This is a genomic window from Gordonia sp. NPDC003422, from assembly GCF_053588675.1.
In genome coordinates this window covers 54,289-79,432 of record NZ_JBSFQL010000006.1, presented here as the reverse complement: position 1 = coordinate 79,432, position 25,144 = coordinate 54,289, and the positions used below count along the sequence as shown (strand labels likewise).

Here is a 25,144-nt window from a genome sequence, read left to right as displayed (position 1 = left end):
AACTACCATCTACACACGGGATCCCCTGTGTAGATGGTGGTTCTGTGTGTGCATCACACGGGCTCGAGCAGTTCGGGTCCGTTGTTGGCAACCCGGTTCACGAGCGGTGCAACCTCGCGGATCTCGATGGCCGCCGCGATGTCGGCCGCGGGCGGCGCGAACAGTTCCGACGGGGCCCGGTGATCCGGATCGAGCCAGGCGTCCCACTGGTCGAAAGGCATGATCAGCGGCATCCGATCGTGCACGTCGGTCAGCTTGCCCACCGCGTCGGTGGTGAGAATGGAGCAGCTCAGGAGTGGTGACGAGTCCTCGGCGTCGTCCTTGGGGTGCCACACCGACCACAGTCCGGCCATGAACAACCTGGTTCCGTCGGTCGGTGACATGAAGTACGGGATCTTGGTCGGCTTGCCCTTGTCGTCGGCCGGTCCCTTCTTCCACTCGTACCAACCGTCCATCGGAACCAGGCACCGTTTGGACCGTACCGACGAGCGGAACGAGCTCTTCTCACCCGCGGTCTCGGCTCGCGCGTTGAACAGCAGCGGTCCCTTGCCGACCTCCTTGGCCCACGGCGGTACGAGTCCCCACCGCATGGCCCGCACCCGCAGTTTCGCGTCATCCTCGGGCTCGTCGTGATCGTGGCGTTTGACCACGGTCATCACCGTCGTCGTCGGCGCGACGTTGTAGTTCGGGCCGGGGGGCCGTGGCGCGGTGTCGAGGTCGGTGGTGTCGGGAGACTCGACCTCGTTGACCGCATCGATCTCCGCAGCCAGCTTCGCCGGGTCGGTGGTCACCGCATAACGTCCGCACATGTCATCCATGCTGCCTGAACGCTCCGACAAACTCAGGACACGACGTCGGCCGTCACCGCGCCGGTGATCGTCACCAGGTCGGCGGGTGCGAGTTCGATCTCGAGGCCGCGTTTGCCCGCGCTGCACAGCACGCGCGAGTGATCCAGTGCCGAGATGTCGATCACGGTGGGCAACGCGCTGCGCTGCCCGACCGGCGACACCCCACCCAGGACATACCCCGTGGTCCTGGTCACGTCGCGTTCGGTGGCCATCGCCGCTTTGGCGCCGCCGAGCGCGGCGGCCGCGGCCTTGAGCGACAGGCGCCGTGGGACGGGGATGACCGCCACGGCCAGGTGATTGCGGGCACCGCTGCCCGACACCTCGATGACCAGTGTCTTCAGAATCTGCTCGGCGTCGACGCCGACCAACTCGGCCAGCGCCGACACCGCCTCGGCGCCGTAGGCGTCGGTGCGTGGATCGTGCGCGTAGCGATGGACGGTGTGGTCGATGCCGGCCCGGGTGAGTGCGGTGATCGCGGGAGTGGACGCCATGACGGAACAATTGCCCGATTCGCGATGTTGTGCAAGAGCGACGACGCAAGTGGCGAAGGAGGGTGATCCGACGATGACAGCATCGGTGATGAACGATCCGGCGGTCGGGACATCGATCCCACCCGTGGTGATTCGTGCGCTGGATGCGCCTGTGGACCCGACGCGACACCGGGTGGAATCCACACCGGTAAACTGGGCCGAGCGTGTCCCCCTGCATTCCATCACCGAAGGGATCGTAGTGGCCGAGTCCCAGTCGACCGATCGTGCTGAAACAAGCGCGGCGCCGCGGCGCGCCGACCCCAACGAGACACCCGAGCAGCTCACCGAGCGCTTCGAGCGCGACGCGCTGCCGCTGCTCGACCAGATGTACGGCGCAGCTCTGCGCATGACGCGCAATCCGGCCGACGCCGAGGACCTCGTTCAGGAGACCTACGTGAAGGCGTTCACCGCGTTCGCGTCGTTCCGTGAGGGCACCAATCTGAAGGCGTGGCTCTACCGGATCCTCACCAACACCTACATCAACGGTTACCGCAAGAAGCAGCGTCAACCTGCGCAGTATCCGACCGACGAGATCACCGACTGGCAGCTGGCCGCGACAGCGGAGCACACCTCGACGGGTTTGCGTTCGGCAGAGATAGAAGCACTCGACGCGCTGCCCGACGACGAGATCAAGGCCGCGCTGCAAGAACTTCCGGAGGAATTCCGGATGGCGGTCTACTACGCGGACGTGGAAGGTCTGCCGTACAAGGAGATCGCCGAGATCATGGACACACCCATCGGCACCGTGATGTCGCGTCTGCACCGTGGGCGTCGTCAGCTGCGTGAACTGCTCGGCGACGTTGCGCGTGAACGCGGTTTCAACCGGTCGAGTCGCAGTGGCGAATCGACCGAGGTATCGGATGCGGGGGTGGCGCGATGAGCGGCGACCGTGATCCTCAGCAGATCCGCGACGCGGCCGACGCCGAATTCGTCGACCTCGACTGCTCGGCGGTGATCGCCGACGTGTGGCTGTTGCTGGACAACGAATGCGACCCCGGCGCACGCGCTCGGCTTCAGGATCATCTCGATGCCTGCCCGGCCTGCCTGGCGCACTACGGCATCGAACAGCAGCTCAAGGCGCTCATCAACCGCAAATGCGGTGGCGAACAGGCACCCTCGGGACTCCGCGAACGACTCCGCGTGGAGATCCGTAAGACCGTCATCGTGCACGAGACCACCGTGCGGACCGACGAACTCGGCGACGCCGACCGCTGACCCAGTACTGACACGACAACGCCCGGGTGGCCGACGCCGTGCTGGCGTTGTGACCGGTCCCGGGCGGGTCCTGACTCGCTGAGCCCCCACACAAGGGGAGAGACTCAGGAGTTGGGGCGCTTGCCGTGGTTGGCGGCGCTCTTCTTACGAGCGCGCTTCTTGCGTCCGCGCTTTCCCATGACGCATCTCCTTCAGTACTGAATAGCGGGCACACCATTGTTTCACGACGGTGGGCGCCGACCCCAATCGGTCTGCGTGTGGGCTAGTTTGAGTGCATGGCAGAAGACGTCGTTGCAGAGATCGTCGCGACCGTGCTCGAGGTCAAGGCCGTGCCCGGCCAGCAGATCGACGTCGGCGACGAATTGATCCTGCTGGAGTCGATGAAGATGGAGATCCCGGTCCTCGCCGAGGAAGCCGGAACCCTGGCCGACGTCAAGGTCAAGGTGGGCGACGTGATCCAGGCGGGCGACATCATCGCCGTCTACGAACAGTCGTAACCCACCTCAGTTCGCCGGCGCCAGATGTCGACACTTGCCGATCTGCTCGCCGAGCACACCACCCTCGCCGACACCGCTGCCGCACACCTGCAGCGGCTGGTGGCCGAGTGGCAGTTGCTCGCCGACCTCTCCTTCGCCGACTTCCTACTGTCGGTGCGCACCGAATCGGGTGACATCGTCACCGTCGCCCAGTGCCGCCCCAACACGGCGTCGACCGTGTTTCCGAGCGACGAAGTGGGCCGCGTCATCGACCCGTCGGTCAACCCGCAGGTTCCGCGCGCCTTCGTCGAGGCACGGATACTGCGCGACGAGGACCCAGCCTGGTTCGGTGCCATGGCAATTCGTCGCGAGGCGGTCCCGGTGGAGTTCGACGGATCGGTCATCGCCGTGCTCACCCGGGCCGTCGACCTGACCCACCCTCGGTTGCCGTCGCCGCTGGAACTGGCGTACCAGGATTGCGCCAACGATCTCTGTCAGATGGTGGCCGACGGCACCTTTCCGGTAGAGGAGGGCAATCCGCGCGGATTGTCGACACCCCGCGCGGGCGACGGGTTCATCCGGCTCGACGAGAGCGGCCTGGTCACCTACACCAGCCCGAATGCGTTGTCGGCCTTCCATCGGATGGGGTGGACAGCCGAACTTCACCACGCGCGGCTCTCGGAAGTGGTCACCGAACTGCTCACCGACGCGTTCGAGGCGGCCGATGTGGCGTCGATGATCGACGTCGCCGCCGGCGCTGCGCTCCCACCGACGGTGCCCTACCGCGATATCGGGATGCGGGTGGAGGCCGACGCGCGACGGGCGACCGTCCTCATCCGAGCGGTGCCGCTACGACCGCGGGGCGAGGTGGCCGGCGCGGTGGTGCTGATCCGCGACGTCACCGAGGTGAAGCGGCGAGATCGGGCGTTGATCAGCAAGGACGCGACGATCCGGGAGATCCATCACCGCGTCAAGAACAACCTGCAATCGGTGTCGGCGCTGCTTCGGCTGCAAGCTCGCCGGACCGCCAACGAGGATGCCCGGTTGGCACTCACCGAGGCGGTACGACGAGTGGCGTCGATCGCGCTGGTGCACGAACTGCTGTCCGGCAGTGTCGACGAGGAGGTCGACCTCGACGAGGCCGTCGACCGGTTGGTGCCGATCCTGGTGGACGTTGCCTCAGGTGACGGTGCCGTCCGGGTGCAGCATCGACACCGGCTCGGTGTCCTCGCGGCCGAGTCGGCGATGCCGTTGGTGATGGTGCTCACCGAACTCATCCAGAACGCGATCGAGCACGGATTCGACGGTTCGCAGGAAGACGCCCTGATCGACATCGTGGTCGACCGGGATGTACGAAATCTGCGAATCGCCGTCCGCGACAACGGCTCCGGGCTACCCGACGGGTTCGATCTGGCCACCTCGGAACACCTCGGACTGCAGATCGTGCAGACCTTGGTGTCGATCGAGTTGAGTGGCGAACTCGGTGTCGGGCCCAACCCGGAGGGTCGGGGCACCGAGGTCGTCATCGTGATCCCCTTGCGCGGGGCATGAAAAAACCCGGCCGGTGGCCGGGTCTCTCATGGCCGCCGGGCTGACTCGTCAGCGCTCGGGGCCGCCGAGCGCTAGACGCTGCTCCGGGTACGCGTGCGTGCGGTACGCCGCTTCAGTGCGCGTCGCTCGTCTTCGCTCATCCCGCCCCAGACACCGGCATCCTGCCCGGACTCCAGCGCCCACGACAGGCATTCGGCGGTGACCGGGCACCGCGCGCAGACGAGCTTCGCATCAGCGATCTGTGCGATGGCCGGTCCACTGGTTCCCACTGGGAAGAACAGCTCCGGATCCTCGTCGCGACAGATGGCCTTGTGACGCCAGTCCATTCCTTCTCCTTCAGGCGCGCCGTTTTTGCGCACCACTCGATACTTGATGAATGCTTGTGTTGGCTGTAACCCCTGGTTCACGCGGGCACACCAAATGTTTCCGCGCTGTTGCTTGTGAATACTTTCACGAATCCAGCCGAAGTCAATGGTGTTGCGTTAACACGTGTGCAATATCACGTCACCGACCTAGCATCTCCAGTTGTGCGGTCAAGTGGGGGGGGGACTTGCACATGGTCACTCACCGATGTACTAGTCTACGCTTCTTTGGTTACTTACGTTAAGGGTTTCCGCAGGTCGCCGATGGTGGTTACCATCCTCATATGCGCCATCGATGTTGATCCTCCTCACGACGCCTGAAAATCGCCGCGGTCACCGCGGCGTTGTGCACCGATCTCATCCCGCTGTACCCGGTGTACGCGGTGATGTTCACCGACCGGTCGGTGACCGGAGCTGGGCTGTCGGGTGCGCAGCTTTCCGCGCTGTTCATCATCTGGTCCGCCACCTCGTTTGTGGCCGAGATTCCCAGCGGGGTGCTCGCCGACCGCTTCTCTCGTCGCCGTCTGCTGATCGCGTCACCCCTGGTGACCGGTTGCGGCTTCGCGCTGTGGACCGTCGCGCCGTCGTTTCTGGCCTTCGCTGCGGGATTCGTACTCTGGGGCGTGGGTGGCTCGTTGCGGTCGGGGACCGCGCAGGCGCTGCTCTACGACGAACTCGCGGTACTGGGCGAGGAACGCAGCTACGCGCGGGTGGCCGGCCGCGTGCGGGCGGCCGAGGCGGTCGGTGTCGTGGCCGGTACCGCGTTGGCAGCGCCGCTGCTCGCGCTGGGCGGCTACGCGGCCGCGGGGTGGGCAAGCGTCGGCGCCTGCGTCGTGGCGGCCGGTGCGGCCGCCGCCTTACCGGAGGTGTCTCGCCGGGCTGAGGTTCCCGACGACGAAGATGATGAGACAAGCTGGCGGACAGTGATCCGCGATGCCCGTCGGTACGTGTCTGCGCAGCGGGCGGTGCGTCGGCTGCTCGGGCTGGTGATCGTGCTGACGTGGGTCGCCGCGCTCGACGAGTATCTGCCATTGCTTGCGGAATCTCTTTTGGGACAAGATGATTCGCCGTCGACGATCGCCCTGATGATGCTGGTGGTGTCGGTCGGCGACATCGTCGGTGGACTCGCCGCCGCCCATCGGGTGGCGGTCGGCAAGCTGGGCGCTCCGCTCGCCGTCGCGGCCGCGGCGCTCATCGTCGGCGCATGGTCGGGACACCCGGCGGGCATCGTCGCGGTGGCCGTGGCGTTCGGCGTGTTCGGGTGGGCGCTCGTGATCGCCGACGCGGCGTTGCAGGATCGGTTGTCATCGGCCTCGCGCGCCACGGTCACCTCGGTGGCCGGCGTCGGGGAGGAAATGGTGGCGATCCTCGCGTTCGGCAGTTGGGCGCTCGGCTCGCAGTGGTGGGGTCCGGCGACGCTGTTCGCGGTCGCCGCGGTGCCTTACTTGGTGGTGTCGGTGGTGCTCGTCGCCAGGGGAGCGACCACGTCGAGGGCGGCGCGTCGGTGACCGAACCGTATGTCGGTGAACGCGCCGATGTAGTCGCCGTCCATCTGCACGTCGATGGGTTCGGCGGCGAGAAAACGCACCGCCTCGACATCGTCGTCCCGGAACAGGTGCCGGGCCTTGGGGTCGGCCTGGGCCAGCAGCCGGATTGCCAGCGGGATGTTGCGCAGGGCTCCCGACGACGTCGCGACAAACACTCCGAGCCGGCTGTCGAAGCCGGTGTTGGGATTGGTGCGGATCTCGCGTTTGCCGAGATAGGTCCACGGGCTGGTGTTCGACACGAAGCCGAACCGGGCGCCGGTGATCGGGTCCCGCCCTGGGATCTCGACGTCGAAGGTCGCCGAACTGCCCGCGTTGCGCAGGAAGCTGCTGACCGTCGTCCACAGATACCGCATCGGCGTCGCCGCCTTGCCGGCGTGGCGCTTGTCCTCCATCGCGTGGACCACCACCGCATCCATGCCCATTCCGCAGTTGAACAGGAACCAGCGGTCGGCTGCGTGGCCGAGCCCGATCCGCCGGCACTGCCCGGAATCGATGAGGCCGATGATCTGGCGGGTCGCGGCCAGGGGGTCGGCGTCGATCCCGAGCGTCCGCGCGAACACGTTGGCGCTGCCACCGGGGATAACGGCCAGAGCAGGACGACGGCGGGTGGGGTCGGACGCATTCGGGGGATCCAGCAGGCCGTTGGCCGCCTCGTTCACCGAGCCGTCGCCGCCGTGCACGATCACGACGTCGAACTCCTCGGCCAGCGCACGCTGTGCCAGCTCCCCGGCGTGGCCGCGGTGTGTGGTGTGCTCGACGTCGAGGTGAAAGTGGGCGCTCAGGGTATGGACCAGCGCATCGCGACCCGCCGGACTGGTGGCGGTGGCGAACGGGTTGACGATGAGCATGACGCGCACGACATCCGAGGATATGGGGTAGCGCCAGGCCGTGCGTAATCGATCCCTAGGCTGGACGCGTGAGCAGGGAGCAAGAGCAGCCGGTCGTCGCCGATCCAGGCGACCGTCCACCGACAGCCATTCGGGTGGCGGGGGTGGTGACGGCACTCGAGGGCGCGATCGCCGTGATCGTCGCCGCGGTGCTGGTGATCCGGGGTCTGGCCGGCCATGAGGAGGTCGCGATCAGCGGCTACGGCACGGCCGCGTGGTTCGGGATCATCGGCGGTGGCGTCCTCCTCGGTGGGGTCGCACTGCTGACCGGGCGCCGGTGGGGGCGGGCCATCGCGATGGTCGCGCAGATCCTGCTGCTGCCGGTCGCCTATTACCTGTTCACCAGCCATCAGCCGACCTTCGCGGTGCCGTTGGGGCTGGCCGCCCTCGTGGTCCTCGGATTCTTGTTCAGTCCGGCGTCGGTGCGATGGCTGGCCGGTGAGCTCGGGGGAACCGAGTCGGACGATTAGGCCCCGACTGGCGGCCAATGCGGGCCCTCTCGGCGCCGTGGCCGTACAGTAGTTGCATGACGCGCATCCTCGCGATTGCCAACCAGAAGGGCGGGGTGGCCAAGACCACTACGGTGGAGTCACTCGGGGCCGCTCTCGCCGACCTGGATATCTCGGTTCTGGTGGTGGATCTCGATCCACAAGGGTGCCTTACGTTCTCGCTGGGCCACGACCCGGATCAACTCGAGACCTCGGTCCACGACGTGCTGCTCGGCGACGCGGAGATCACCGACGTCCTGCTCGACACCGAGGACAACGTGACGCTGCTCCCGGCCACCATCGACCTGGCCGGCGCCGAGGCGCTGCTGCTCATGCGACCGGGTCGGGAGTATGCGCTCAAGCGCGCACTGGCCGAGGTGTCGGAGGACTTCGACGTCATCCTCGTCGACTGCCCGCCGTCGCTGGGGGTGCTCACGCTCAACGGACTCACAGCGGCCGACGAGGTGATCGTGCCGCTGCAATGCGAGACGCTGGCCCACCGTGGCGTCGGGCAACTGTTGCGTACGGTGTCCGAGGTACAGCAGATCACCAATCCGTCGCTCACCATGCTCGGTGCGGTCGCGACGCTCTTCGACGCGCGCACCACCCACAGTCGCGATGTGCTCTCCGATGTGTCCGATCGGTACGACCTCGCGGTGCTGTCCCCGCCGATCCCGCGGACCGTGCGCTTCGCCGAGGCGTCGGCCTCCGGAACGTCGGTGATGCGCGGACGAAAGAACAAGGGCGCCACCGCATATCGCGAACTGGCCGAGAACCTCTGGAAGTACTGGGACGCCGGCCAGCAAGTCCAGACCTTCGACTTGGTCTGACCCACCACCGGGCCCCTGAGTCACGACCGCTCCCGACGCACCGCTCCTCAGGGCGGCGCCTCAGCCATCGGGAGGGGTTGCTTGCTCGGCGGCGATCGGGAGGAGACTCGCAACGGGCTCAGGGAGCCGGGACGAAGGCCTCGATCATGTCACCACGTTGCTCGACGACGACCTGCCCGATCACCCGCAGGCTCACGGTGCCACCGCGGAAGTCTGTGCGGGTCAGCGCGATGGTGCGGATCTCGCGTCCGGTCTCGACGTCGCGGACACTGATCCCCGACGGGCTCGGCAACAGGAGTTGTCGGTCCATCAGTGCTCCCGGGCCCAGTGTGCCGGGGACCTGGTACTTCGGCCGGCCGGTGCCGGCGTCGAGCACGACGGTCGCCTGCCCGGTCCAGTAGGTGACCACCGGGTCGTCGTCGATCGGCACGCTGTCGGCTCGTGGGGTGCGCTCGCCCTTGACGTCGTGGGTCGAGCCGGGGACGCCGTCCTGATTGAACAGCCGGATGCGGGGCGGCGTCGGCGAGCCGGGATTGGTGCTGCCGGCGTCGTAGATGGAGATGGTCGAGGAGTTCATCGCGACGAGGACCGGCGGTGCCTGCAGGGTGTCGATGGTGAGCAGCGACGAACCGTACTCGGTGACCTTCTCCTCCGAGTTCAGCAACGCGCCGAGAACGGTGAGCCGATAGCCCGGTTCCTCGCCACAGTGCTCGATGACCGCGACCCGATCACCGGAGATGGCAGAGGAGAAGAGCCGGCAGTTCGCCCGGCCGGGCTGGACGTCGGGGTTCACCGGGGCGTCGACGCGGCCGTACTCGATTCCGCGGACCAGGTTGGAGCCCCAGGTCTCCAGGCGGGTAGGGCCTTGTGCGACAACGTAACCCGAGTCGCTGACGAGGTGCAGGGTGTTGTCGGCGTCGCTTGACCGGGCGGCCGTGCGACGCCCGGTCTTGCCGTCGAGAGCGGTGACCTCGGAGCAGCCCCGCGAGTTGCGGTACACCGCGAGTACCGAATCGCTGCTGCCCGGCCACACGGCGTCGGTGGTGCAGAGCGCGAGGTCGCGTCGATACGACCACACCTCGTGGCCGGTGAACGGATCGTGCGCGACGACGTCGCCCCCGTCACCGGTGACCACCACGGCGTCGCCGAGCGCGGGGATTCGCGTGGCGGATGAGCGAGCGTGCCAGCCGGCGACGAGGCGGTCGGGGATCGCGGTGGCCGCGGGGACCGTCGGAGCCGCCTTCTCGGCAGCGTCGCTCTCGGTGTGCCGGACCGGGCTCACCGCCCAGGCGATGACCCCGAGCGCCACCACGACCACCACGATGACCGCGGTGACGACAAAATCGATCGGTGTGCGGCGTTCAGGTCTGAGTCGGGCCACGTGTCGTGTCGTCGCTGTGTCGTCGCTGCAGTGGACCGGCCGGCTATTCGGCGGGAGCCGACGCGGCCGAGGCGGGCGAACCGTTCGAGGCTCCGCCGCGTCCGCGCCCACCACGGCGACGACGCCGGCGGCGCGGCCCATCGGAGCCGTCACCCCCGTCGGTTTTCGTGTTGCCGTCGGCCGTCGTGTCGCCGGAGGTCTTTGCGGTGGCGGTCTTCGTGGTTGCGGAGGCCTTCGGGGCGTCTGTCTTCGCGGTGGTGGAGGTCGTGCTGGTGGACGACTCGGCCGGTGCGTCACCGACCGGCTTGCCGCCCCGAGTGCGTCGACGGCTGCGGTTGGCGGTGCGTTCGCGCGGCTTGCGTTCGGTGCGTTCGGTCCGTTCACGCTCGGCAGGCTCGCGTCGCGGAGCCGAGATACGGCCGGTCGCCGACTCCGGGATCGACAGGTCGGAACGCAGATGCTCTGAGGTTGAGTAGGTTTCGGCGGGCTCCGGGATGTCGAGGCCGAGTGCCTTGTCGATCAGTTCCCAGCGGTGCAGCTCATCCCAGTCGACGAGGGTCACCGCGATGCCGGTGCGCCCGGCCCGACCGGTGCGACCGATGCGGTGCACATAATTCTTGTCGTCTTCGGGGATCTGGTAGTTGATCACGTGGGTGACGTCGTCGATGTCGATGCCGCGGGCCGCGACGTCGGTCGCGACCAGGACGTCGATCTCGCCGGACCTGAACTTCTTGAGTGCCTTCTCGCGGGCCACCTGACCGAGGTCGCCGTGCACTGCGCCGACCTTGAACCCGCGTTCGCCGAGATCATCGGCAACCTTCTGCGCGGTCCGCTTGGTGCGGGTGAAGACCATCGTGGCGCCGCGACCGTCGGCCTGCAGGATGCGGGCCACCAACTCGGCCTTGTCCAGTGCGTGCGCGCGGTAGACGAACTGTGTGGTGCGCTCGTGCACGGCCGAATCGTTGGCGTGCTCGGCGCGGATGTGCGTGGGCCGATTCAGGAAGGTGCGGGCCAGGGTGACGATCGGCCCGGGCATGGTCGCCGAGAACAGCATCGTCTGGCGCGGCGTGGGCAGCGCGCTCATGATGCGTTCGATGTCGGGCAGGAAGCCGAGGTCGAGCATTTCGTCGGCCTCGTCGAGCACCAGGATGGCGACCTTGCCGAGGATGAGGTGGCCCTGCTGCGCGAGGTCGAGCAGTCGGCCCGGGGTGCCGACGACGACGTCGACGCCGCTGCGCAGTTCGGCGATCTGCGACTCGTACGGGCGTCCACCGTAGATCGACGTGATCTTCAGCGGACGTACGGTGCCGTCACCCAGGGTGACGTCGGTGAGCTTCTTGGCGGCGACCTCGAAGTCGCCGGTGACCTGCAGACACAGTTCGCGCGTCGGCACGATGATCAGTGCGCGCGGCGTGTTGTCGAGGGCACGCAGGCCCGACTCCTCGGCGTGCGCGAGACGATGCAGCAGCGGGACACCGAAGCCGAATGTCTTGCCCATGCCGGTGCGGGCCTGGCCGATCAGGTCGTCGCCACTGAGTGCGAGCGGGAGTGTCAGCTCCTGGATCGCGAAGGTGTGGGTCTTGCCGTCGTCGGCCAGCGCGGCCACGATGCGGTCGTCCACGCCGAGCTCGGCGAAGGTCGGGGAGGTGTGGGTGTCGTCGACGATGGTTGTCTGCACGTCGGAATCGGTCATGTGCGGTTGTGCCTTTCTGGCTGTCTGTTCCTGCACGCACCAAGGTGTCTGCACGAAACGAGACGGGTCGAAAGTGCGCGCGCAATGTCAGGTGACCGGGGAAATCGTGGACTCCCGCACCGGTACACCGACGACCAGTGTACTTGGTGATCAGCAACACCCGGTGGTTGGTCTAGTTCCGTGGGCGCGCCTACGATCGCCTCATGACGCCCGGAGCCCCCTCCTCCCACTCCCAATCGTCCCAGCCACCATCGTCGAATGCGGTGTCGATCAGCGACATCGATCCGGATCATCCGGCGCTCACCAAACTGTTCGCCGTCCTCCTTGCCGGCGAGTTCGCGGCCTTCTACCGATTGATCGACGAGTCGGCGATGGCACCCGACGTCGAGAGCCGTATCGCGATCGCCAGGATGGCTGCGTCGGAGATCGGCCACTTCGATCAGCTCGCCGAACGGGTGGGTGCCGCCGGCATCGATGCGGCTGCCGCGGTTCGCCGATACCGGTCGGTGTTCGACCAGTATCACCGCGTGACCACACCCAAGACATGGCTGGAGGCGCTGGTCAAGGCGTATGTGGGGGATGGGTTGGCCGCCGACTTCTACAACGAGCTCGCCGGGGTACTGCCGCCGCAGGCCCGTGACCTGGTCGCAGATGTGATGGCAGAGACGGCCAACTCGCAGTTTGCTCGCGAGCAGGTCCGCGCGGCCGTCGACGCCGACCCCAACCTCGCCTCACCGCTGACGTTGTGGGGGCGACGACTCCTCGGTGAGGCGATCACCCACGCCCAATGGGTGCTCGCAGCCGAAGAGGAGGTCACCGACCTGCTGTTCGAAGGGGCGACCTCGCTGCAGGGGGTGGCGAACTTCTTCGATTCGGTCGCCGAGAAGCACGCGCAACGGATGGCCGACCTCGGGTTGGGCTGACGCGATCCGTCGGGGGTTTTCGCTCTGAGCGGAGTGCCTGTCGGTCCCGTCGAGCACTGAACTAGCCTGGTGCGGCAAGCGTTTGAGGAGAACGGAGAAGGGTGGCCATGGCCGTTGAAGTGAAGATCGGCATCACCGACAGCCCACGGGAGCTGACCGTCTTGTCGGCGCTGACCAGCGACAAGGCGTATGCGGCAGTCGAGGCGGCGCTCGGCGGTAAAGAGCAGCTGCTCAGCCTGACCGACGAGAAGGGTGCGCGCTTCTTGATCCCGGTGACCAAGATCGCCTACATCGAGGTCGGTGCGGCAGAGAACCGCCGAGTGGGTTTCGGTAGCTAGACCGGTTCGACCCGGTTAGACCTCAGCCTCGGGCTGGGTTTCCCCGTCGCCCTGCAGTGGGACGTGCGACAGTCCGCCCCACAGCAGGGCGACGGTGGTGTCTACGGCGGTTGCCTTGTCGACCGGGCGTTTCGCCTCCAGCCAGTAGCGTGCGTTGACCTGGCTCGCGCCGACGAGACCGGCGGCGAGCATGCGCGACCGATAGGGATCGAGGCCGGAATCATGCATCACCAGCCCGTACACGGCGTCGACGCACGCCTCGGTGGCGCCCTCGATGCGGCGGATAACCGCTGGATCCATCGCGTCGGAGGAGAAGATCAGCCGGTAGCCGGAGTTGTCCTCATCGATGAAGTTGAAGAACGCCTCCACGGCGGCGCGCACACGCTGACGGTTGTCCGTGGTGGTGCGCAGCGCGGTGTTGACGTCGCTGACGAGTTTCTCCGCATGCGAGTCGACGACCGCGATGTACAGATCCAGTTTGGAAGGAAAGTGCTGGTAGAGCACGGGTTTGCTGACCCCGGCGTGCACTGCGATCTCGTCCATTCCGGCGGAGTGATAACCACGTTCGACAAAGATCTCGCTGGCGGCGTCGAGAAGCTGCATGCGTCGTGCGCTGCGTGGCAGACGGGTGTTACGCCCGGGCACGGCAGACGCATTTGCGGCGGTCGACATGAATGAGAGCGTACTCGTGGGCGCTCGTTACCCGGCATCTGCGGTGTGCTGTGAGAAAGTTGTCTGGTGAGCCGCACAGAGGACGGCGCGCCTGACGCTATGAGTAGTCGGGTTCGTGCCAAGGATGTGGGCCCGAGGTCGTCGGGGCGTCCCAAACCGGATCAGCCGCTGCGTGCGCGTTGGGATCCGACCGACGACAGCGGACGCCCACGCGTCGACCGCGACGGTCAGCCGGAACGCAAGAAGCAGTCCGCGCTGGGCCGCTTCGTGTCGACCTACGGTTGGCGGGCCTATGCCATTCCCGTCCTCCTGGTGCTGACCGTCGTGCTGATCGTGGTGACGGTGCGCGACAGCCGGTCCGAGGCGATGTCCGATCAACAAGGGGTGAGTCCCGCCGCGTCGCGCAACACCGACGTGAGCAAGGAGACCCGTCCCATCGGCGCCCCGGTCGGGGACATCACCGCACCGCTGCCCGCGGGCACCCTGCCCGACGGCGGACCCTACACGCAGAAGGGGCGGGAGACGTTCCGCACGGTGCGTGGCACCGGCCAGCGGGTGGGAACCGGTGGGCAGGAGTACACCTACATGGTCCAGGTCGAGAACGGTCTGCGGCCCTCGGACTACGGCGGCGACCAGATGTTCGCGCGGATGGTCGACACCACGCTGGCCAATCCGCGCAGCTGGATCGGCGACGGCAAGGTGTCGTTCCGCCGGATCGACAGCGGTGAACCCGATCTGCGGATCTCTCTGACCTCGCCGGGCACGGCAAAGGAACTCTGCGGGTATCAGATCAAATTGGAGACGTCGTGCTTCTACCCGCCGAACAAGCGGGTGATCCTCAACGAGGCTCGGTGGGTGCGCGGGGCCCTGTCCTACGAAGGTGACGGACTCGGCTACCGGCAGTACCTGATCAACCACGAGACCGGCCACGGCATCGGTTACGAGGCACACGAACCGTGCAAGCAGGACGGTGCGCTGGCGCCGGTGATGATGCAGCAGTCCTTCGGTGTCGCGAACAAGCAGATCATGGCGCTCGACCCGGGCATGGAGGCCAACCCGACCTACGTGTGCCGTCCCAATCCCTGGCCGTTCCCCAAGCGCTGATCCGGGAATGCCCCGCGGCGACCTGTCGTTGATTCGCGTACAGCCCGAGAACAAACGTATGGAGGCGGACGTGTCCAACAGGGGTTCAGCACCGCAGGGGTCACTTCCCCCGCTGGTGGAACCGGCAGCGGAACTGAGCAACGACGAGGTCGCGCGCTACAGCCGGCATCTCATCATCCCGGACGTCGGGATGGACGGTCAGAAGCGTCTGAAGAACGCACGCGTCCTGGTGATCGGCGCGGGCGGCCTGGGTTCTCCGACACTCCTGTATCTGGCGGCCGCCGGTGTCGGCACCATCGGCATTGTCGAATTCGACGTCGTCGACGAGTCGAATCTGCAGCGTCAGGTCATCCACGGGCAGTCCGACGTCGGGCGTCCCAAGGCCGAGAGTGCGCGCGATTCCATCCTCGAGATCAACCCGTATGTCACGGTGAACATCCACGACCAGCGCCTCGAACCCGAAGGTGCGATCGAGTTGTTCTCGACCTACGACCTGATCCTCGACGGCACCGACAACTTCGCCACCCGCTACCTCGTCAACGACGCGGCGGTCCTCGCGCACAAGCCCTACGTGTGGGGGTCGATCTATCGCTTCGAGGGCCAGGCGTCGGTGTTCTGGGAGGACGCACCCGACGGCCGGGGCATCAACTACCGCGACCTCTATCCGCAGGCGCCGCCACCGGGGATGGTGCCGTCGTGCGCCGAGGGAGGCGTGCTCGGGATTCTGTGCGCATCGATCGGATCGATCATGGGCACCGAGGCGATCAAGCTGATCTGCGGTATCGGCGAGCCGCTGCTCGGCCGGCTGATGGTGTACGACGCACTGGACATGACCTACCGCACCATCAAGATCCGCAAGGATCCGGAGGGTGAGCGGATCACCGGTCTCATCGACTACGACGAGTTCTGTGGCGTGGTGTCCGACGAGGCAGCAGCCGCGGCCGCCGATTCGACCCTGACGGCCGTCGAGCTCAAGCAGAAGCTCGATTCGGGCGACAAGGTCGCGCTGATCGACGTGCGCGAGCCCGTCGAGTGGGAGATCGTGCACATCGACGGTGCGACGCTCATCCCCAAGGGCGACATCCTCTCCGGCGTGGGTCTGGCACAAATCCCGCAGGACCGGCCGACGGTCCTCTACTGCAAGACCGGCATCCGGTCCGCCGAGGCACTGGCAGCTCTCAAACGCGCCGGGTTCGCCGACGCCAAGCATCTGCAGGGCGGTGTCACCGCATGGGCGAACCAGGTCGACAAGGAGTTGCCGGTCTACTAGGGCCTCTGACCGCGTGGCTCACCGGATCGGGGGCTGCGGCTCGGTAACCTCTGCAGACGTGAACAGCGTCGAGCCGCCCGAACATGTCCTGAACACGTTCGGGCTCACCGCCCAGCCGCCCATCCCGATGGGTGACTCGTGGATCGGTGGGTGGCGCGTGGGCGAGGTGGTGCTGTCGCTGGTGCCCGACCACGCCCGAGCGGCCTGGTCGGCGACAGTCCGGGAGTCCCTCTACGTCGAAGGGCTGCGTATCGCGCGTCCCTTCCGTGCCACCGACGGCCGTTACGTGGTGTCCGGTTGGCGTGCGGACACCTACATCGCCGGTTCCCCGGAACCGCGGCACGACGAGGTGGTGTCGGTCGCCGACCGCCTGCACGAGGCCATTGCGGGCCTCGAACGTCCGCGTTTCCTGCTGCAGCCGCCGGCGCCGCCACACACCGATGTGGACGTGTTCACCGCGGCCGATCGGGCGGCATGGGAGGACGTTCCCTTGCGTGCGGCGCGAGCCGCCGGGATGGGCGAACCGACCTCACCGGATGGCGTCCGCAGCGTCGAGATGCTCAAAACCCTTGCGACACTTCGTAAGAACGTGGACCTGCCGTCGCAGGTGGTGCACGGCGACCTGTTCGGGACGGTGCTGTTCGCGGGCGCTGCAGCACCTGGCATCACCGACATCGTCCCGTACTGGCGACCCGCGCCGTGGGCCGCGGCGGTGGTGGTGGTCGACTCCCTCGCCTGGGGTGGCGCCGACGACGAACTGATCGACCGCTGGTCCGACCAACCGGAGTGGCCGCAGATGATGCTGCGGGCGACGATGTTCCGTCTCGCGGTCCACGCCCTGCACCCACGGTCCACCTCGGGCGCACTGCCCGGTCTGCAACGAGTGGTCGATCAAGTGCGCCTGATGGTATAACTGCAGCTCAGGGCCCTATACGTCGAATCTGGAGTTCTCACAGCGCCAGTGTGACGATGTGAGCACAACGTGACGGTCGGGTCATCTGAACGAAAATCCGCGCAACACGCGCTCTTTACCTTTGGTCTCAATCGCACGACGACGCTGTCTGCGGTGTCGTAAATCGACCACCACCGCCGACGCGCGGTATCCACAGCATTGGACCGGGGTAGACACATGGCATTTTCTTCAGTGAGGGAGAACCTCAAACGCGATCACACGATCCGGGATTGGGATCCCGAGGATCGGCAGGCGTGGGAGAACGGCAACGCGGAGATCGCCAAGCGCAATCTCTTCTGGTCGGTCTTCTGCGAGCATGTGGGCTTCTCGGTGTGGTCGCTGTTCTCGGTGATGGCCCTGTTCATGGGTCCGGCCTACGGGATCAGCCTCGACCAGAAGTTCGTCATCGCGGCCACCGCGACCTTCGTGGGCTCCTGCCTGCGCATTCCCTACACCCAGGCCACCGCGATCTTCGGCGGTCGTAACTGGGCGGTGTTCTCCGCGATCGTGCTGCTGATCCCGACCGGGCTCACCATGATGCTGATGATGAACCCCGGTGAGTTCGGGTTCGGCTGGTTCTTGGCCGTGGCCGCGATCACCGGTTTCGGCGGCGGCAACTTCGCGTCGTCGATGACCAACATCAACGCCTTCTACCCGCAGCGGCTCAAGGGATGGGCGCTCGGCCTCAACGCCGGCGGCGGCAACATCGGCGTGCCGGTCGTCCAGCTCATCGGTCTGCTGGTGATCTGGCTCGCGTCGGACAAGCCCGAAATCGTCTGTGCCGTCTACCTTGTCGCGCTTGCCGTGGCCGGCGTCGGCGCTGCGATCTACATGGACAACCTCGATCACCAGACCGCCAGTGGGCGTGCCATGATCGACTGCCTCCGCTACCGCGACACCTGGCTGATCTGCCTGCTCTACATCGGCACCTTCGGTTCGTTCATCGGCTTCGGTTTCGCCTTCAGCCAGGTCCTCAACATCAGCTTCACCGCGGCCGGTGCCGCCAAGCCCGCGCTCGCGGCCGCCCAGATCGCCTGGATCGGCCCGCTGCTCGGTTCGCTCAGCCGCCCGTACGGCGGCAAGCTGGCCGACCGCGTCGGCGGCGGCAAGGTCACCCTCTACACCTTCATCGCCATGATCTTCTCGGCGTCGATCCTGGTGGTTGCCGGAACCATCGCCGACCACAACGACAAGAAGATCACCGGCGGAGTGCTGGCCGCGTTCATCGTCGGGTTCATCCTGCTGTTCCTGCTCTCGGGTCTGGCCAACGGTTCGGTGTACAAGATCATCCCGACGATCTGGGAACACAAGGTGGCGAACATGTCCGGGCTCACCGCGCTGGGCAAGGTCAAGTGGTCGCGCAGCATGGCGGGCGCGCTGATCGGTATCGCGGGAGCTGCCGGCGGTCTCGGCGGTGTCGGGATCAACCTGGTCCTGCGAGCCAGCTACAAGTCGAATCAGTCTGCGACGATGGCGTTCTGGGTGTTCACGAGCTTCTACGTGGTGGCCGCGCTCGTCACCTGGTGGTTCTATGCACGCCGTCCGATGGTGATCGGTGAGACCACGGATCTGACCGTGGCCGACGGTCCGGCCGCCAAGAGCGACGCCGGGACCACCGACAAGGCGATGGCCTGATCAGGCCGGCAATCCGCCGATATTGAGCCCCGAGATCGAGCAAGGAGCACCCAGTGACCAGCGAAGTCAAGACAGTGGTCGTGGCCGGACACGGCATGGTGGGACACCGTTTTGTCCAAGCACTACGCGACCGCGACACCGACAATCAGTGGCGTGTCGAGATCGTGTCCGAGGAAGCGGACCCGGCCTACGACCGGGTGGGATTGTCCTCGTATGTCGGTGCGTGGACGCGTGATTCGCTGGCACTGGCCGGCAACACCTACGACGGCGACGCTTCGGTGGTGACACACCTGGGCGACACCGTCACCGCGATCGACCGTTCGGGACGACGGGTCACGACCAGTGGCGGGCAGCAGATCGATTACGACGCACTGGTTCTCGCGACCGGATCGTATCCCTTCGTGCCGCCGGTGCCCGGACACGATCACGAGAAGTGTTTCGTCTACCGGACTCTCGACGATCTCGACGGGATCCGGTCGGCTGCCGAGGCGGCCGGTCCCGGCGCGCACGGCGTCGTCGTCGGTGGCGGGCTGCTCGGACTCGAGGCCGCCAACGCCCTGAAGCTGATGGGGATGGTCCCGCACGTCGTGGAATTCGCTCCACGGCTGATGCCGATGCAGGTCGACGACGGTGGCGGTGCCGTCCTCAAGAAGCTCGTCACCGAACTCGGGCTGATCGTGCACACCGGGGTCGGCACCGCCGGGATCGCCGACGGCGACGACGGTGGCCTGCGAATCACGCTGAGCGACGACTCGCAGATCGACGCGTCGCTGGTGGTGTTCTCTGCGGGGGTCCGCCCCCGTGATCAGCTGGCGCGCGACGCCGGGCTGGCGGTCGGGGAGCGGGGCGGTGTCCTGGTGGACTCCGGCTGCGTCACCGATGACGAGGCGATCTACGCCATCGGTGAGGTGGCCGCGGTCGAGGGTCGTTGCTACGGCCTGGTCGCGCCGGGTTACAGCACTGCAGAGGTCGTCGCCGATCGGCTGCTCGGTGGCGCCGGGACGTTCCCGGGTGCCGACATGTCGACCAAACTGAAACTGCTCGGAGTCGACGTCGCGAGCTTCGGTGATGCGATGGGCGCCACCGAGAACTCGCTGGAGATCGTCTATCACGACCCGGTGGCCGGCAAGTACGCCAAGGTCGTGGTCTCCGACGACGCCACGACGCTGCTCGGCGGCATCCTGGTCGGTGACGCGTCGGCGTACGCGATGCTCAAACCGATGGTCGGCCGGGAGATCCCGGGCGATCCGGCGGCGCTCATCGCGCCGGAGGGCGGTGGCGGCGGCGTCGGTCTCGACGCACTGCCCGACGACGCCGAGATCTGTTCGTGCAACGGCGTGTCCAAGGGCACGATCTGTTCGGCGATCGCCGACGGAGCCTGCGACATCGCGGCGGTGAAAGGCTGCACGTCGGCGGGCACCACCTGCGGCGGCTGCGTGCCGAGCATCAAGGCCCTACTCGAATCGTCGGGCGTCGAGCTCAGCAAGTCGCTGTGTGAGCATTTCGCGCAGTCGCGGGCCGAACTCTTCGAGGTCGTGGCGGTGACCGGTATCCGCACGTTCTCCGAGCTCATCGAACGGTACGGCACCGGTCAAGGGTGTGAAATCTGCAAGCCGACCGTCGCGTCGATTCTGGCGTCGACCTCCAGCGATCACATCCTGTCGGGTGAGCAGGCCGCCCTGCAGGACACCAACGACCACTTCTTGGCGAACATGCAGAAGAACGGGTCGTATTCGGTGGTGCCCCGCATGCCGGGCGGTGAGGTCACACCCGAACAGCTCATCGTCATCGGCGAGATCGCCCGCGATTTCGGCCTGTACACCAAGATCACCGGTGGTCAGCGCATCGATCTGTTCGGTGCGCGGGTGGATCAGCTGCCCGAGATCTGGCGCCGCCTCGTCGACGCCGGGATGGAATCCGGGCACGCCTACGGCAAGAGCCTGCGCACCGTGAAGAGCTGCGTCGGCTCGACGTGGTGCCGCTACGGTGTGCAGGACTCGGTGGGCATGGCGGTGTTCCTGGAGAAGCGCTATCGAGGGCTGCGGTCGCCGCACAAGCTGAAGTTCGGGGTGTCCGGGTGTGCCCGCGAATGCGCCGAGGCGCGCGGCAAGGACGTCGGCGTCATCGCCACCGAGCACGGCTGGAATCTGTACGTCGCCGGCAACGGCGGACAGAGTCCCAAGCACGCCCAGCTGCTCGCCGGCGGGGTGGATGACGACACGCTCGTCGCCTACATTGATCGGTACCTGATGTTCTACGTCCGTACCGCTGACCGGTTGCAGCGCACAGCCCCGTGGCTGGAATCGCTCGAAGGCGGACTCGAGCATCTGAGATCGGTGGTCTGCGACGACAGCCTGGGTCTGGCCGCCGAACTGGAGGCCGCGATGGACCAGCATGTGGCCGGTTACACCGACGAGTGGGCCGCGGTGCTGGCCGACGAGGACAAGCTCAAGCGGTTCGTGTCGTTCGTAAACGCACCCGATGTGGTGGACCCCACCATCAAGTTCGACGGTGACGGTGATCGCAAGGTTCCGGTACTGCTGGACATGCCCGCCATGCCCGACCGGGCAGGCGGCGACCAGATCGCTTCAGATCAGAGAGAAGGAGTGCCGACATGAGTGTCGCCGCCACCGGCGATTCGACGCCGGTGACCGAGAGTGTCCCCGAGGCAGCCGTACCGGGTGTGTGGGTGCGGGCGTGCGCCATCGACGACCTGATCGTCGGTCGTGGCGCGGCCGTGCTGGGGCCCGACGCCGTCCAGGCTGCGCTGTTCCGCATTCCGGCGGCCGAGACCGATCGGGAGGCCGCGCCCGGCCGGACCCGCTTGTATGCGATCGGCAACATCGATCCCTACGGTCGTGCCGCGGTGCTGTCGCGCGGCCTCACCGGCGATCGCGCGGGCGAACCGACGGTGGCGAGCCCGCTCGGCAAGCAGGTCTTCGCCTTGCGCACCGGGCTCTGCCTCGACGACGACGCGATGTCGGTGCCCAGCTACGCCGTGCGTGTGGTGGAACGAGTGGTCGAGGTGTTCTTTCCAGCGTGAACACCACATCTTCAGTGTCGGGGCCGGCGGGATCATCGAGTGACGGTGACGGTCCGCTTCCGCTGGCCGGTTTCACCATCGGCGTGACGGCGGCTCGTCGGGCCGAAGAATTCGCCGCGCTGCTGACCCGCAGAGGCGCACGTGTGATCCATGCGCCGACCATCCGAATCCTGCCGCTGGCCGACGACACCGAACTCGAACGGGTCACCGCCGAGCTCATCGCCCATCCGGCCGACATCATGGTCGCCACGACCGGCATCGGCTTTCGTGGGTGGGTGGAGGCCGCGGAGGGTTGGGGCAATGCCGAAGATGTCCTCGAGGCGCTCGGCAAGAGCCGCCTGATCGCCCGCGGACCCAAGGCGAAGGGCGCGATCCGCGCAGCCGGCCTCCGCGAGGAGTGGTCGCCAGAGAGCGAGTCGTCCTCGGAGGTGCTCGACCGGCTCCTCGACGAGGGTGTCGACGGCGTGCGGATCGCCGTGCAACTGCATGGGGCGACCAGTGAGTGGGAACCGTTGCCGGACTTCTGCACTGTGCTGCGCGCGGCAGGTGCCGAGGTGGTCGCGATCCCGGTCTACCGCTGGAACATGCATCCCGACGTCGACGCCATCGACAAGATGATCTGGTCGGTGTTGCGCGCCGACCTGGACGCGATCACCTTCACCAGTGCACCGGCCGCCGCGTCGATCCTCACGCGGGCAAAGGAACTGGGCAAGCTGCAGCAGTTCGTGCACGCGCTGCGCACCGCGGTGCCGGTGATGTGCGTCGGCTCGGTGACCGCGAGTCCCCTTGAGGCCCTACAGATCCCGACAACCTACCCGCGACGCTTCCGGCTCGGCGCGCTGGCCCGAATGATCACCGACGAGTTGCCGCGACGCACGCACACCTTGCGGGTCGCCGGCCACGACGCCTCGATCCACGGTCAGGCGGTACTCGTCGACGGCCAGGTGCGCGACCTCTCGTCGACCAGCATGATCCTGCTGAAGATCCTCGCCGCCGGAGTGCCCGGACGGGTGGTGTCGCGGCAGGAGTTGCTCGGTGGGCTGCCGGGCGACAGTTCCGATACGCACGCGGTCGAGGTGGCGGTGGGGCGTCTGCGTGCGGCGCTCGGCGATCCCAAGATGATCCAGACCGTGGTCAAGCGGGGCTATCGCCTCGCAGTGGACCTCGAATACGACAGCGAGGGGGACGAATGACGAATCACGACGGTGGTGTGGTGCTGCCCTTCGGTGACCGGCTGCGTGACGTCAGTCCGGTGCTGGTGGCGCACGGAACCCGAAACCCACACGGGGTCAACGTGATCGCCGACATCGCCGCATTGGTGAGTCGTCGGATCGGAACCACCCGCACCGCGTTCGTGGATGTGCTCGGCCCGACACCGGCCGAGGTCATCGCCGACGTCGAACGTCCCGCTCTGCTGGTGCCGGCCTTCCTGGCGTCGGGCTATCACGTCCGCAAGGACATCCCCGAGCACGTCGCGGCGGCCGGTCGTCGGGACACGATCGTCACCCGCGCGCTCGGCCCGGACCCGGCGATCGCGGCGGTCGCACGACTGCGACTCGTCGAGGCCGGTTGGCAGCCGGGCGACGCCGTGGTGCTCGCCGCCGCCGGAAGTTCCGATCAAAGTGCGTGCGGTCAGGTCTATCTCGCGGCGCGACAGCTCGAGTCGCTGATCGGTGGCCGCGTCGAGGTCGGCTTCATCGCCACCGCGACGCCCACGGTGCCCGAGGCGATCGCCCGGGCTCGGCGCAGCGGTCGGCGGGTGGTTGTCGCCAGCCATCTGCTCGCACCCGGCCTGTTTCATCAGCGACTGGAAACCTATGGTGCCGACGCAGTTTCGGCACCCTTGGGCGCCGACCCCCGCATCATCGACCTGATCGTCACCCGTATGCGTGCCGCCATCAGTCCCTACCGTCGAACGGCCGCCGTCCACCTCCGTTGACCGTGCGCCCCAAAACCGGACGCCGTCGAGTCGGTCTGACTGATCCGAAGAATGACGTGACCAAGTCTCTGAACTGGGGAAATGCGTCTGCGCGGTGCAGCAAAAACCTAGGGGAGGAACTTTCTTCCGCGAGGTTCGGAGTCGTCCCCCAGAAAACTCGCAGGGAGGACACCAAGGGTAGGGGACGAGTTTCTTCCCCTATTTTCTTGGTGGCCGGCGGGTGGGTCGCTGATCCCTGGCATTCGCTGCACAGTCAACGATATGCGACGCACGGTCAACGGTTTTCGCTGCACGGTCAACGGGAGGGGATGTCCCATCGGCACTCCCGCAATCGAATTCGACCGTCGACGATCGGTACACCCTCGGCCCGGAGTCGCTCGAGTTGGCGACGGGCGAGGTGTTGGGCGGGCTTCCCCGACGCCGGGACGACGCGATGCCACGGCAGGTCGACGGTGTCGGTGCGCATGATCCAGCCGACGATGCGCGGCGACGAAAGTCCCGCTGCGGCAGCGAGATCCCCGTAGGTACTCACCTGACCCAGCGGGATCGCGGCAACCAGTCCGCGCACGTCCTCCACCTGCTCGTCGCTGACCGCAGCCATCAGAACTCCGCAGCCATCAGAGCACGGACCGGATCAGCGACGCACTCAACTCGGGCTGCAGGAACGGCACCATGTGCTCGCATGGGGAGCCGTGGACCGTCACCGTGTCCGGGCGCGCAGCGGCGCAGGCCTCGAGAAACGCCGGACGCACGAACGGTGGATCGACGCGGTCGGCGACCACGACGTGGGTGGGGATACCCGGCGGCGGAAGGACTGCCGGACGCACCAGTTCGCCCCACGACGCGGCAGCGGCGGGCGCACTGACCCGCCACCCGACGCGTCCGTGTGGCCGACCCACCAGATGTTCGGCGATCTCCGCCTCGAGGATCTCGTCGGGCACGTCTGCCCAACCCTCGGCGCGTTTGGCCGCACGCGCAGCATCGGCGTCGGCGTAGTCCCAGTGATCGAGGCTCGCGGTGGCGACTTCGAGCGCGAACTCGGGGTCGAGACCCTGCGCGGGGTCGAGAAGTACCAGTCCCTTGACGACGTCCGGGCGGAAGCCGGCCAGGTGGAGCGCGAGCCCACCGCCGAAGGAGTGGCCGACGACGACGATCGGCTGTGCGGCCGACGGGATGTGGGTGTCGATCACCTCCGACAACGCGCGCACGTGATGCTCGATACTCCATGGCGGACGCCACGGCGACCGCCCATGGCCGATGAGGTCTGGGGCGACGATGCGGACATCCGGGAGAAAGCCTGCGCTCAGCGCTGCCCAGCGTCGTCCGTGGCCGGTGAGTCCGTGGATCGCGAGGACGGTGGGAGTGGTGGTCTCGGTCGGACCGAAGACATAGGTGTTGAGCGCGGGCACGCCCATCATCCTGCCGTAGGGGCGCAGAGAGTGTCGGCGGCGCGTGATTCG

27 protein-coding genes are annotated in these 25,144 nt (G+C 67.0%); 17 read left to right on the top strand and 10 right to left on the bottom strand.

Translation table 11 applies throughout. The features are described from left to right. Positions 1–53 precede the first annotated feature (53 nt). On the bottom strand, positions 54–809 hold the full coding sequence (locus ACWDTF_RS07300; protein ID WP_449754184.1) for an SOS response-associated peptidase: 756 nt from the start codon (positions 807–809) through the stop codon (positions 54–56). 32 nt (positions 810–841) lie between these two features. Beyond that, a complete protein-coding gene (gene ybaK, locus ACWDTF_RS07295) occupies positions 842–1,339 on the bottom strand; it encodes a Cys-tRNA(Pro) deacylase (RefSeq protein ID WP_240861622.1) in 498 nt (165 codons plus the stop codon). Positions 1,340–1,412: 73 nt separating this feature from the next. Here ybaK and ACWDTF_RS07290 point away from each other — a divergent pair, with 73 nt between their 5' ends. Both ACWDTF_RS07290 and rsrA read left to right on the top strand, forming a co-directional pair. Next, positions 1,413–2,258 carry a sigma-70 family RNA polymerase sigma factor gene (locus ACWDTF_RS07290; RefSeq protein WP_374247701.1) on the top strand — a complete coding sequence of 282 codons (846 nt, stop codon included), beginning with the start codon at positions 1,413–1,415 and terminating at the stop codon, positions 2,256–2,258. Beyond that, a complete protein-coding gene (gene rsrA / locus ACWDTF_RS07285; RefSeq protein ID WP_240861619.1) occupies positions 2,255–2,593 on the top strand; it encodes a mycothiol system anti-sigma-R factor in 339 nt (112 codons plus the stop codon). The genes ACWDTF_RS07290 and rsrA overlap by 4 nt, the downstream gene beginning before the upstream one ends. A 104-nt stretch (positions 2,594–2,697) precedes the next feature. On the opposite strand, the gene ACWDTF_RS07280 is transcribed toward rsrA, so the two are convergent. After that, positions 2,698–2,772: a 50S ribosomal protein bL37 gene (locus tag ACWDTF_RS07280; RefSeq protein WP_374247711.1), complete on the bottom strand. Its 75-nt coding sequence runs from the start codon at positions 2,770–2,772 to the stop codon at positions 2,698–2,700. 96 nt (positions 2,773–2,868) lie between these two features. Here ACWDTF_RS07280 and ACWDTF_RS07275 point away from each other — a divergent pair, with 96 nt between their 5' ends. Both ACWDTF_RS07275 and ACWDTF_RS07270 read left to right on the top strand, forming a co-directional pair. After that, the gene (locus ACWDTF_RS07275) at positions 2,869–3,090 is read left to right on the top strand and encodes a biotin/lipoyl-binding carrier protein (protein ID WP_240861617.1); all 222 of its coding nucleotides are present in this window, start codon (positions 2,869–2,871) and stop codon (positions 3,088–3,090) included. Between the two features lie 24 nt (positions 3,091–3,114). After that, the gene (locus ACWDTF_RS07270; protein ID WP_240861615.1) at positions 3,115–4,620 is read left to right on the top strand and encodes a sensor histidine kinase; all 1,506 of its coding nucleotides are present in this window, start codon (positions 3,115–3,117) and stop codon (positions 4,618–4,620) included. 71 nt (positions 4,621–4,691) lie between these two features. Here ACWDTF_RS07270 and ACWDTF_RS07265 read toward each other — a convergent pair whose 3' ends face one another. Then, positions 4,692–4,946, bottom strand: a complete 255-nt coding sequence (locus ACWDTF_RS07265; RefSeq protein WP_005170735.1) for a WhiB family transcriptional regulator — start codon at positions 4,944–4,946, stop codon at positions 4,692–4,694. A 422-nt stretch (positions 4,947–5,368) separates the two neighbouring features. Here ACWDTF_RS07265 and ACWDTF_RS07260 point away from each other — a divergent pair, with 422 nt between their 5' ends. Then, on the top strand, positions 5,369–6,490 hold the full coding sequence (locus ACWDTF_RS07260) for an MFS transporter (protein WP_240861648.1): 1,122 nt from the start codon (positions 5,369–5,371) through the stop codon (positions 6,488–6,490). On the opposite strand, the gene ACWDTF_RS07255 is transcribed toward ACWDTF_RS07260, so the two are convergent. Next, on the bottom strand, positions 6,424–7,377 hold the full coding sequence (locus tag ACWDTF_RS07255) for a diacylglycerol/lipid kinase family protein (RefSeq protein WP_449754216.1): 954 nt from the start codon (positions 7,375–7,377) through the stop codon (positions 6,424–6,426). The genes ACWDTF_RS07260 and ACWDTF_RS07255 overlap by 67 nt on opposite strands. 68 nt (positions 7,378–7,445) lie before the next feature. Here ACWDTF_RS07255 and ACWDTF_RS07250 point away from each other — a divergent pair, with 68 nt between their 5' ends. Together ACWDTF_RS07250 and ACWDTF_RS07245 are read left to right on the top strand one after the other, a co-directional pair. Then, entirely contained in the window at positions 7,446–7,886 is a 441-nt protein-coding gene (locus ACWDTF_RS07250) for a hypothetical protein (protein ID WP_240861613.1), read from the top strand. A gap of 56 nt (positions 7,887–7,942) precedes the next feature. Beyond that, entirely contained in the window at positions 7,943–8,734 is a 792-nt protein-coding gene (locus ACWDTF_RS07245) for a ParA family protein (protein WP_449754183.1), read from the top strand. A 118-nt stretch (positions 8,735–8,852) separates the two neighbouring features. Here ACWDTF_RS07245 and ACWDTF_RS07240 read toward each other — a convergent pair whose 3' ends face one another. After that, positions 8,853–10,115, bottom strand: a complete 1,263-nt coding sequence (locus ACWDTF_RS07240; RefSeq protein WP_240861607.1) for an Rv3212 family protein — start codon at positions 10,113–10,115, stop codon at positions 8,853–8,855. 43 nt (positions 10,116–10,158) lie between these two features. Then, complete coding sequence (locus tag ACWDTF_RS07235) at positions 10,159–11,808, bottom strand: DEAD/DEAH box helicase (RefSeq protein ID WP_449754182.1); 1,650 nt, start codon at positions 11,806–11,808, stop codon at positions 10,159–10,161. A gap of 203 nt (positions 11,809–12,011) precedes the next feature. Between ACWDTF_RS07235 and ACWDTF_RS07230 the strand changes: the two genes are divergently transcribed. Continuing rightward, positions 12,012–12,731, top strand: coding sequence for a ferritin-like fold-containing protein (locus ACWDTF_RS07230; protein ID WP_240861601.1), 720 nt, complete (start codon positions 12,012–12,014; stop codon positions 12,729–12,731). A 107-nt stretch (positions 12,732–12,838) separates the two neighbouring features. Further along, complete coding sequence (locus ACWDTF_RS07225) at positions 12,839–13,069, top strand: DUF3107 domain-containing protein (RefSeq protein ID WP_240861599.1); 231 nt, start codon at positions 12,839–12,841, stop codon at positions 13,067–13,069. Between the two features lie 15 nt (positions 13,070–13,084). On the opposite strand, the gene ACWDTF_RS07220 is transcribed toward ACWDTF_RS07225, so the two are convergent. Continuing rightward, on the bottom strand, positions 13,085–13,741 hold the full coding sequence (locus ACWDTF_RS07220; protein WP_240861597.1) for a TetR/AcrR family transcriptional regulator: 657 nt from the start codon (positions 13,739–13,741) through the stop codon (positions 13,085–13,087). Between the two features lie 66 nt (positions 13,742–13,807). On the opposite strand from ACWDTF_RS07220, the gene ACWDTF_RS07215 reads away from it, so the two are divergent. From ACWDTF_RS07215 to ACWDTF_RS07180, 8 genes are all read left to right on the top strand, one after another. Further along, a complete protein-coding gene (locus tag ACWDTF_RS07215; RefSeq protein ID WP_374247690.1) occupies positions 13,808–14,845 on the top strand; it encodes a DUF3152 domain-containing protein in 1,038 nt (345 codons plus the stop codon). A gap of 58 nt (positions 14,846–14,903) precedes the next feature. Then, a complete protein-coding gene (moeZ, locus tag ACWDTF_RS07210; protein WP_240861645.1) occupies positions 14,904–16,115 on the top strand; it encodes an adenylyltransferase/sulfurtransferase MoeZ in 1,212 nt (403 codons plus the stop codon). 58 nt (positions 16,116–16,173) lie between these two features. After that, positions 16,174–17,028 (top strand): TIGR02569 family protein, encoded by an 855-nt coding sequence (locus ACWDTF_RS07205; protein WP_240861593.1) that lies wholly within the window; start codon positions 16,174–16,176, stop codon positions 17,026–17,028. Between the two features lie 216 nt (positions 17,029–17,244). Then, positions 17,245–18,702, top strand: a complete 1,458-nt coding sequence (locus ACWDTF_RS07200) for a nitrate/nitrite transporter (protein ID WP_355279164.1) — start codon at positions 17,245–17,247, stop codon at positions 18,700–18,702. Positions 18,703–18,755: 53 nt separating this feature from the next. Continuing rightward, positions 18,756–21,320 carry a nitrite reductase large subunit NirB gene (gene nirB, locus ACWDTF_RS07195; RefSeq protein ID WP_355279167.1) on the top strand — a complete coding sequence of 855 codons (2,565 nt, stop codon included), beginning with the start codon at positions 18,756–18,758 and terminating at the stop codon, positions 21,318–21,320. Next, on the top strand, positions 21,317–21,745 hold the full coding sequence (locus ACWDTF_RS07190) for a nitrite reductase (NAD(P)H) small subunit (protein WP_240861585.1): 429 nt from the start codon (positions 21,317–21,319) through the stop codon (positions 21,743–21,745). Before nirB ends, ACWDTF_RS07190 begins: the two co-directional genes overlap by 4 nt. Continuing rightward, the gene (locus ACWDTF_RS07185; RefSeq protein ID WP_240861583.1) at positions 21,742–22,938 is read left to right on the top strand and encodes a uroporphyrinogen-III synthase; all 1,197 of its coding nucleotides are present in this window, start codon (positions 21,742–21,744) and stop codon (positions 22,936–22,938) included. Before ACWDTF_RS07190 ends, ACWDTF_RS07185 begins: the two co-directional genes overlap by 4 nt. Then, positions 22,935–23,684 carry a sirohydrochlorin chelatase gene (locus ACWDTF_RS07180; protein ID WP_355279173.1) on the top strand — a complete coding sequence of 250 codons (750 nt, stop codon included), beginning with the start codon at positions 22,935–22,937 and terminating at the stop codon, positions 23,682–23,684. The genes ACWDTF_RS07185 and ACWDTF_RS07180 overlap by 4 nt, the downstream gene beginning before the upstream one ends. Positions 23,685–23,979: 295 nt before the next feature. Here the strand turns inward: ACWDTF_RS07180 and ACWDTF_RS07175 are convergent, their stop codons facing one another. Beyond that, positions 23,980–24,285, bottom strand: a complete 306-nt coding sequence (locus ACWDTF_RS07175; protein WP_240861578.1) for an MGMT family protein — start codon at positions 24,283–24,285, stop codon at positions 23,980–23,982. A 16-nt stretch (positions 24,286–24,301) separates the two neighbouring features. Further along, entirely contained in the window at positions 24,302–25,093 is a 792-nt protein-coding gene (locus ACWDTF_RS07170; RefSeq protein ID WP_240861575.1) for an alpha/beta fold hydrolase, read from the bottom strand. Positions 25,094–25,144: the final 51 nt, after the last annotated feature.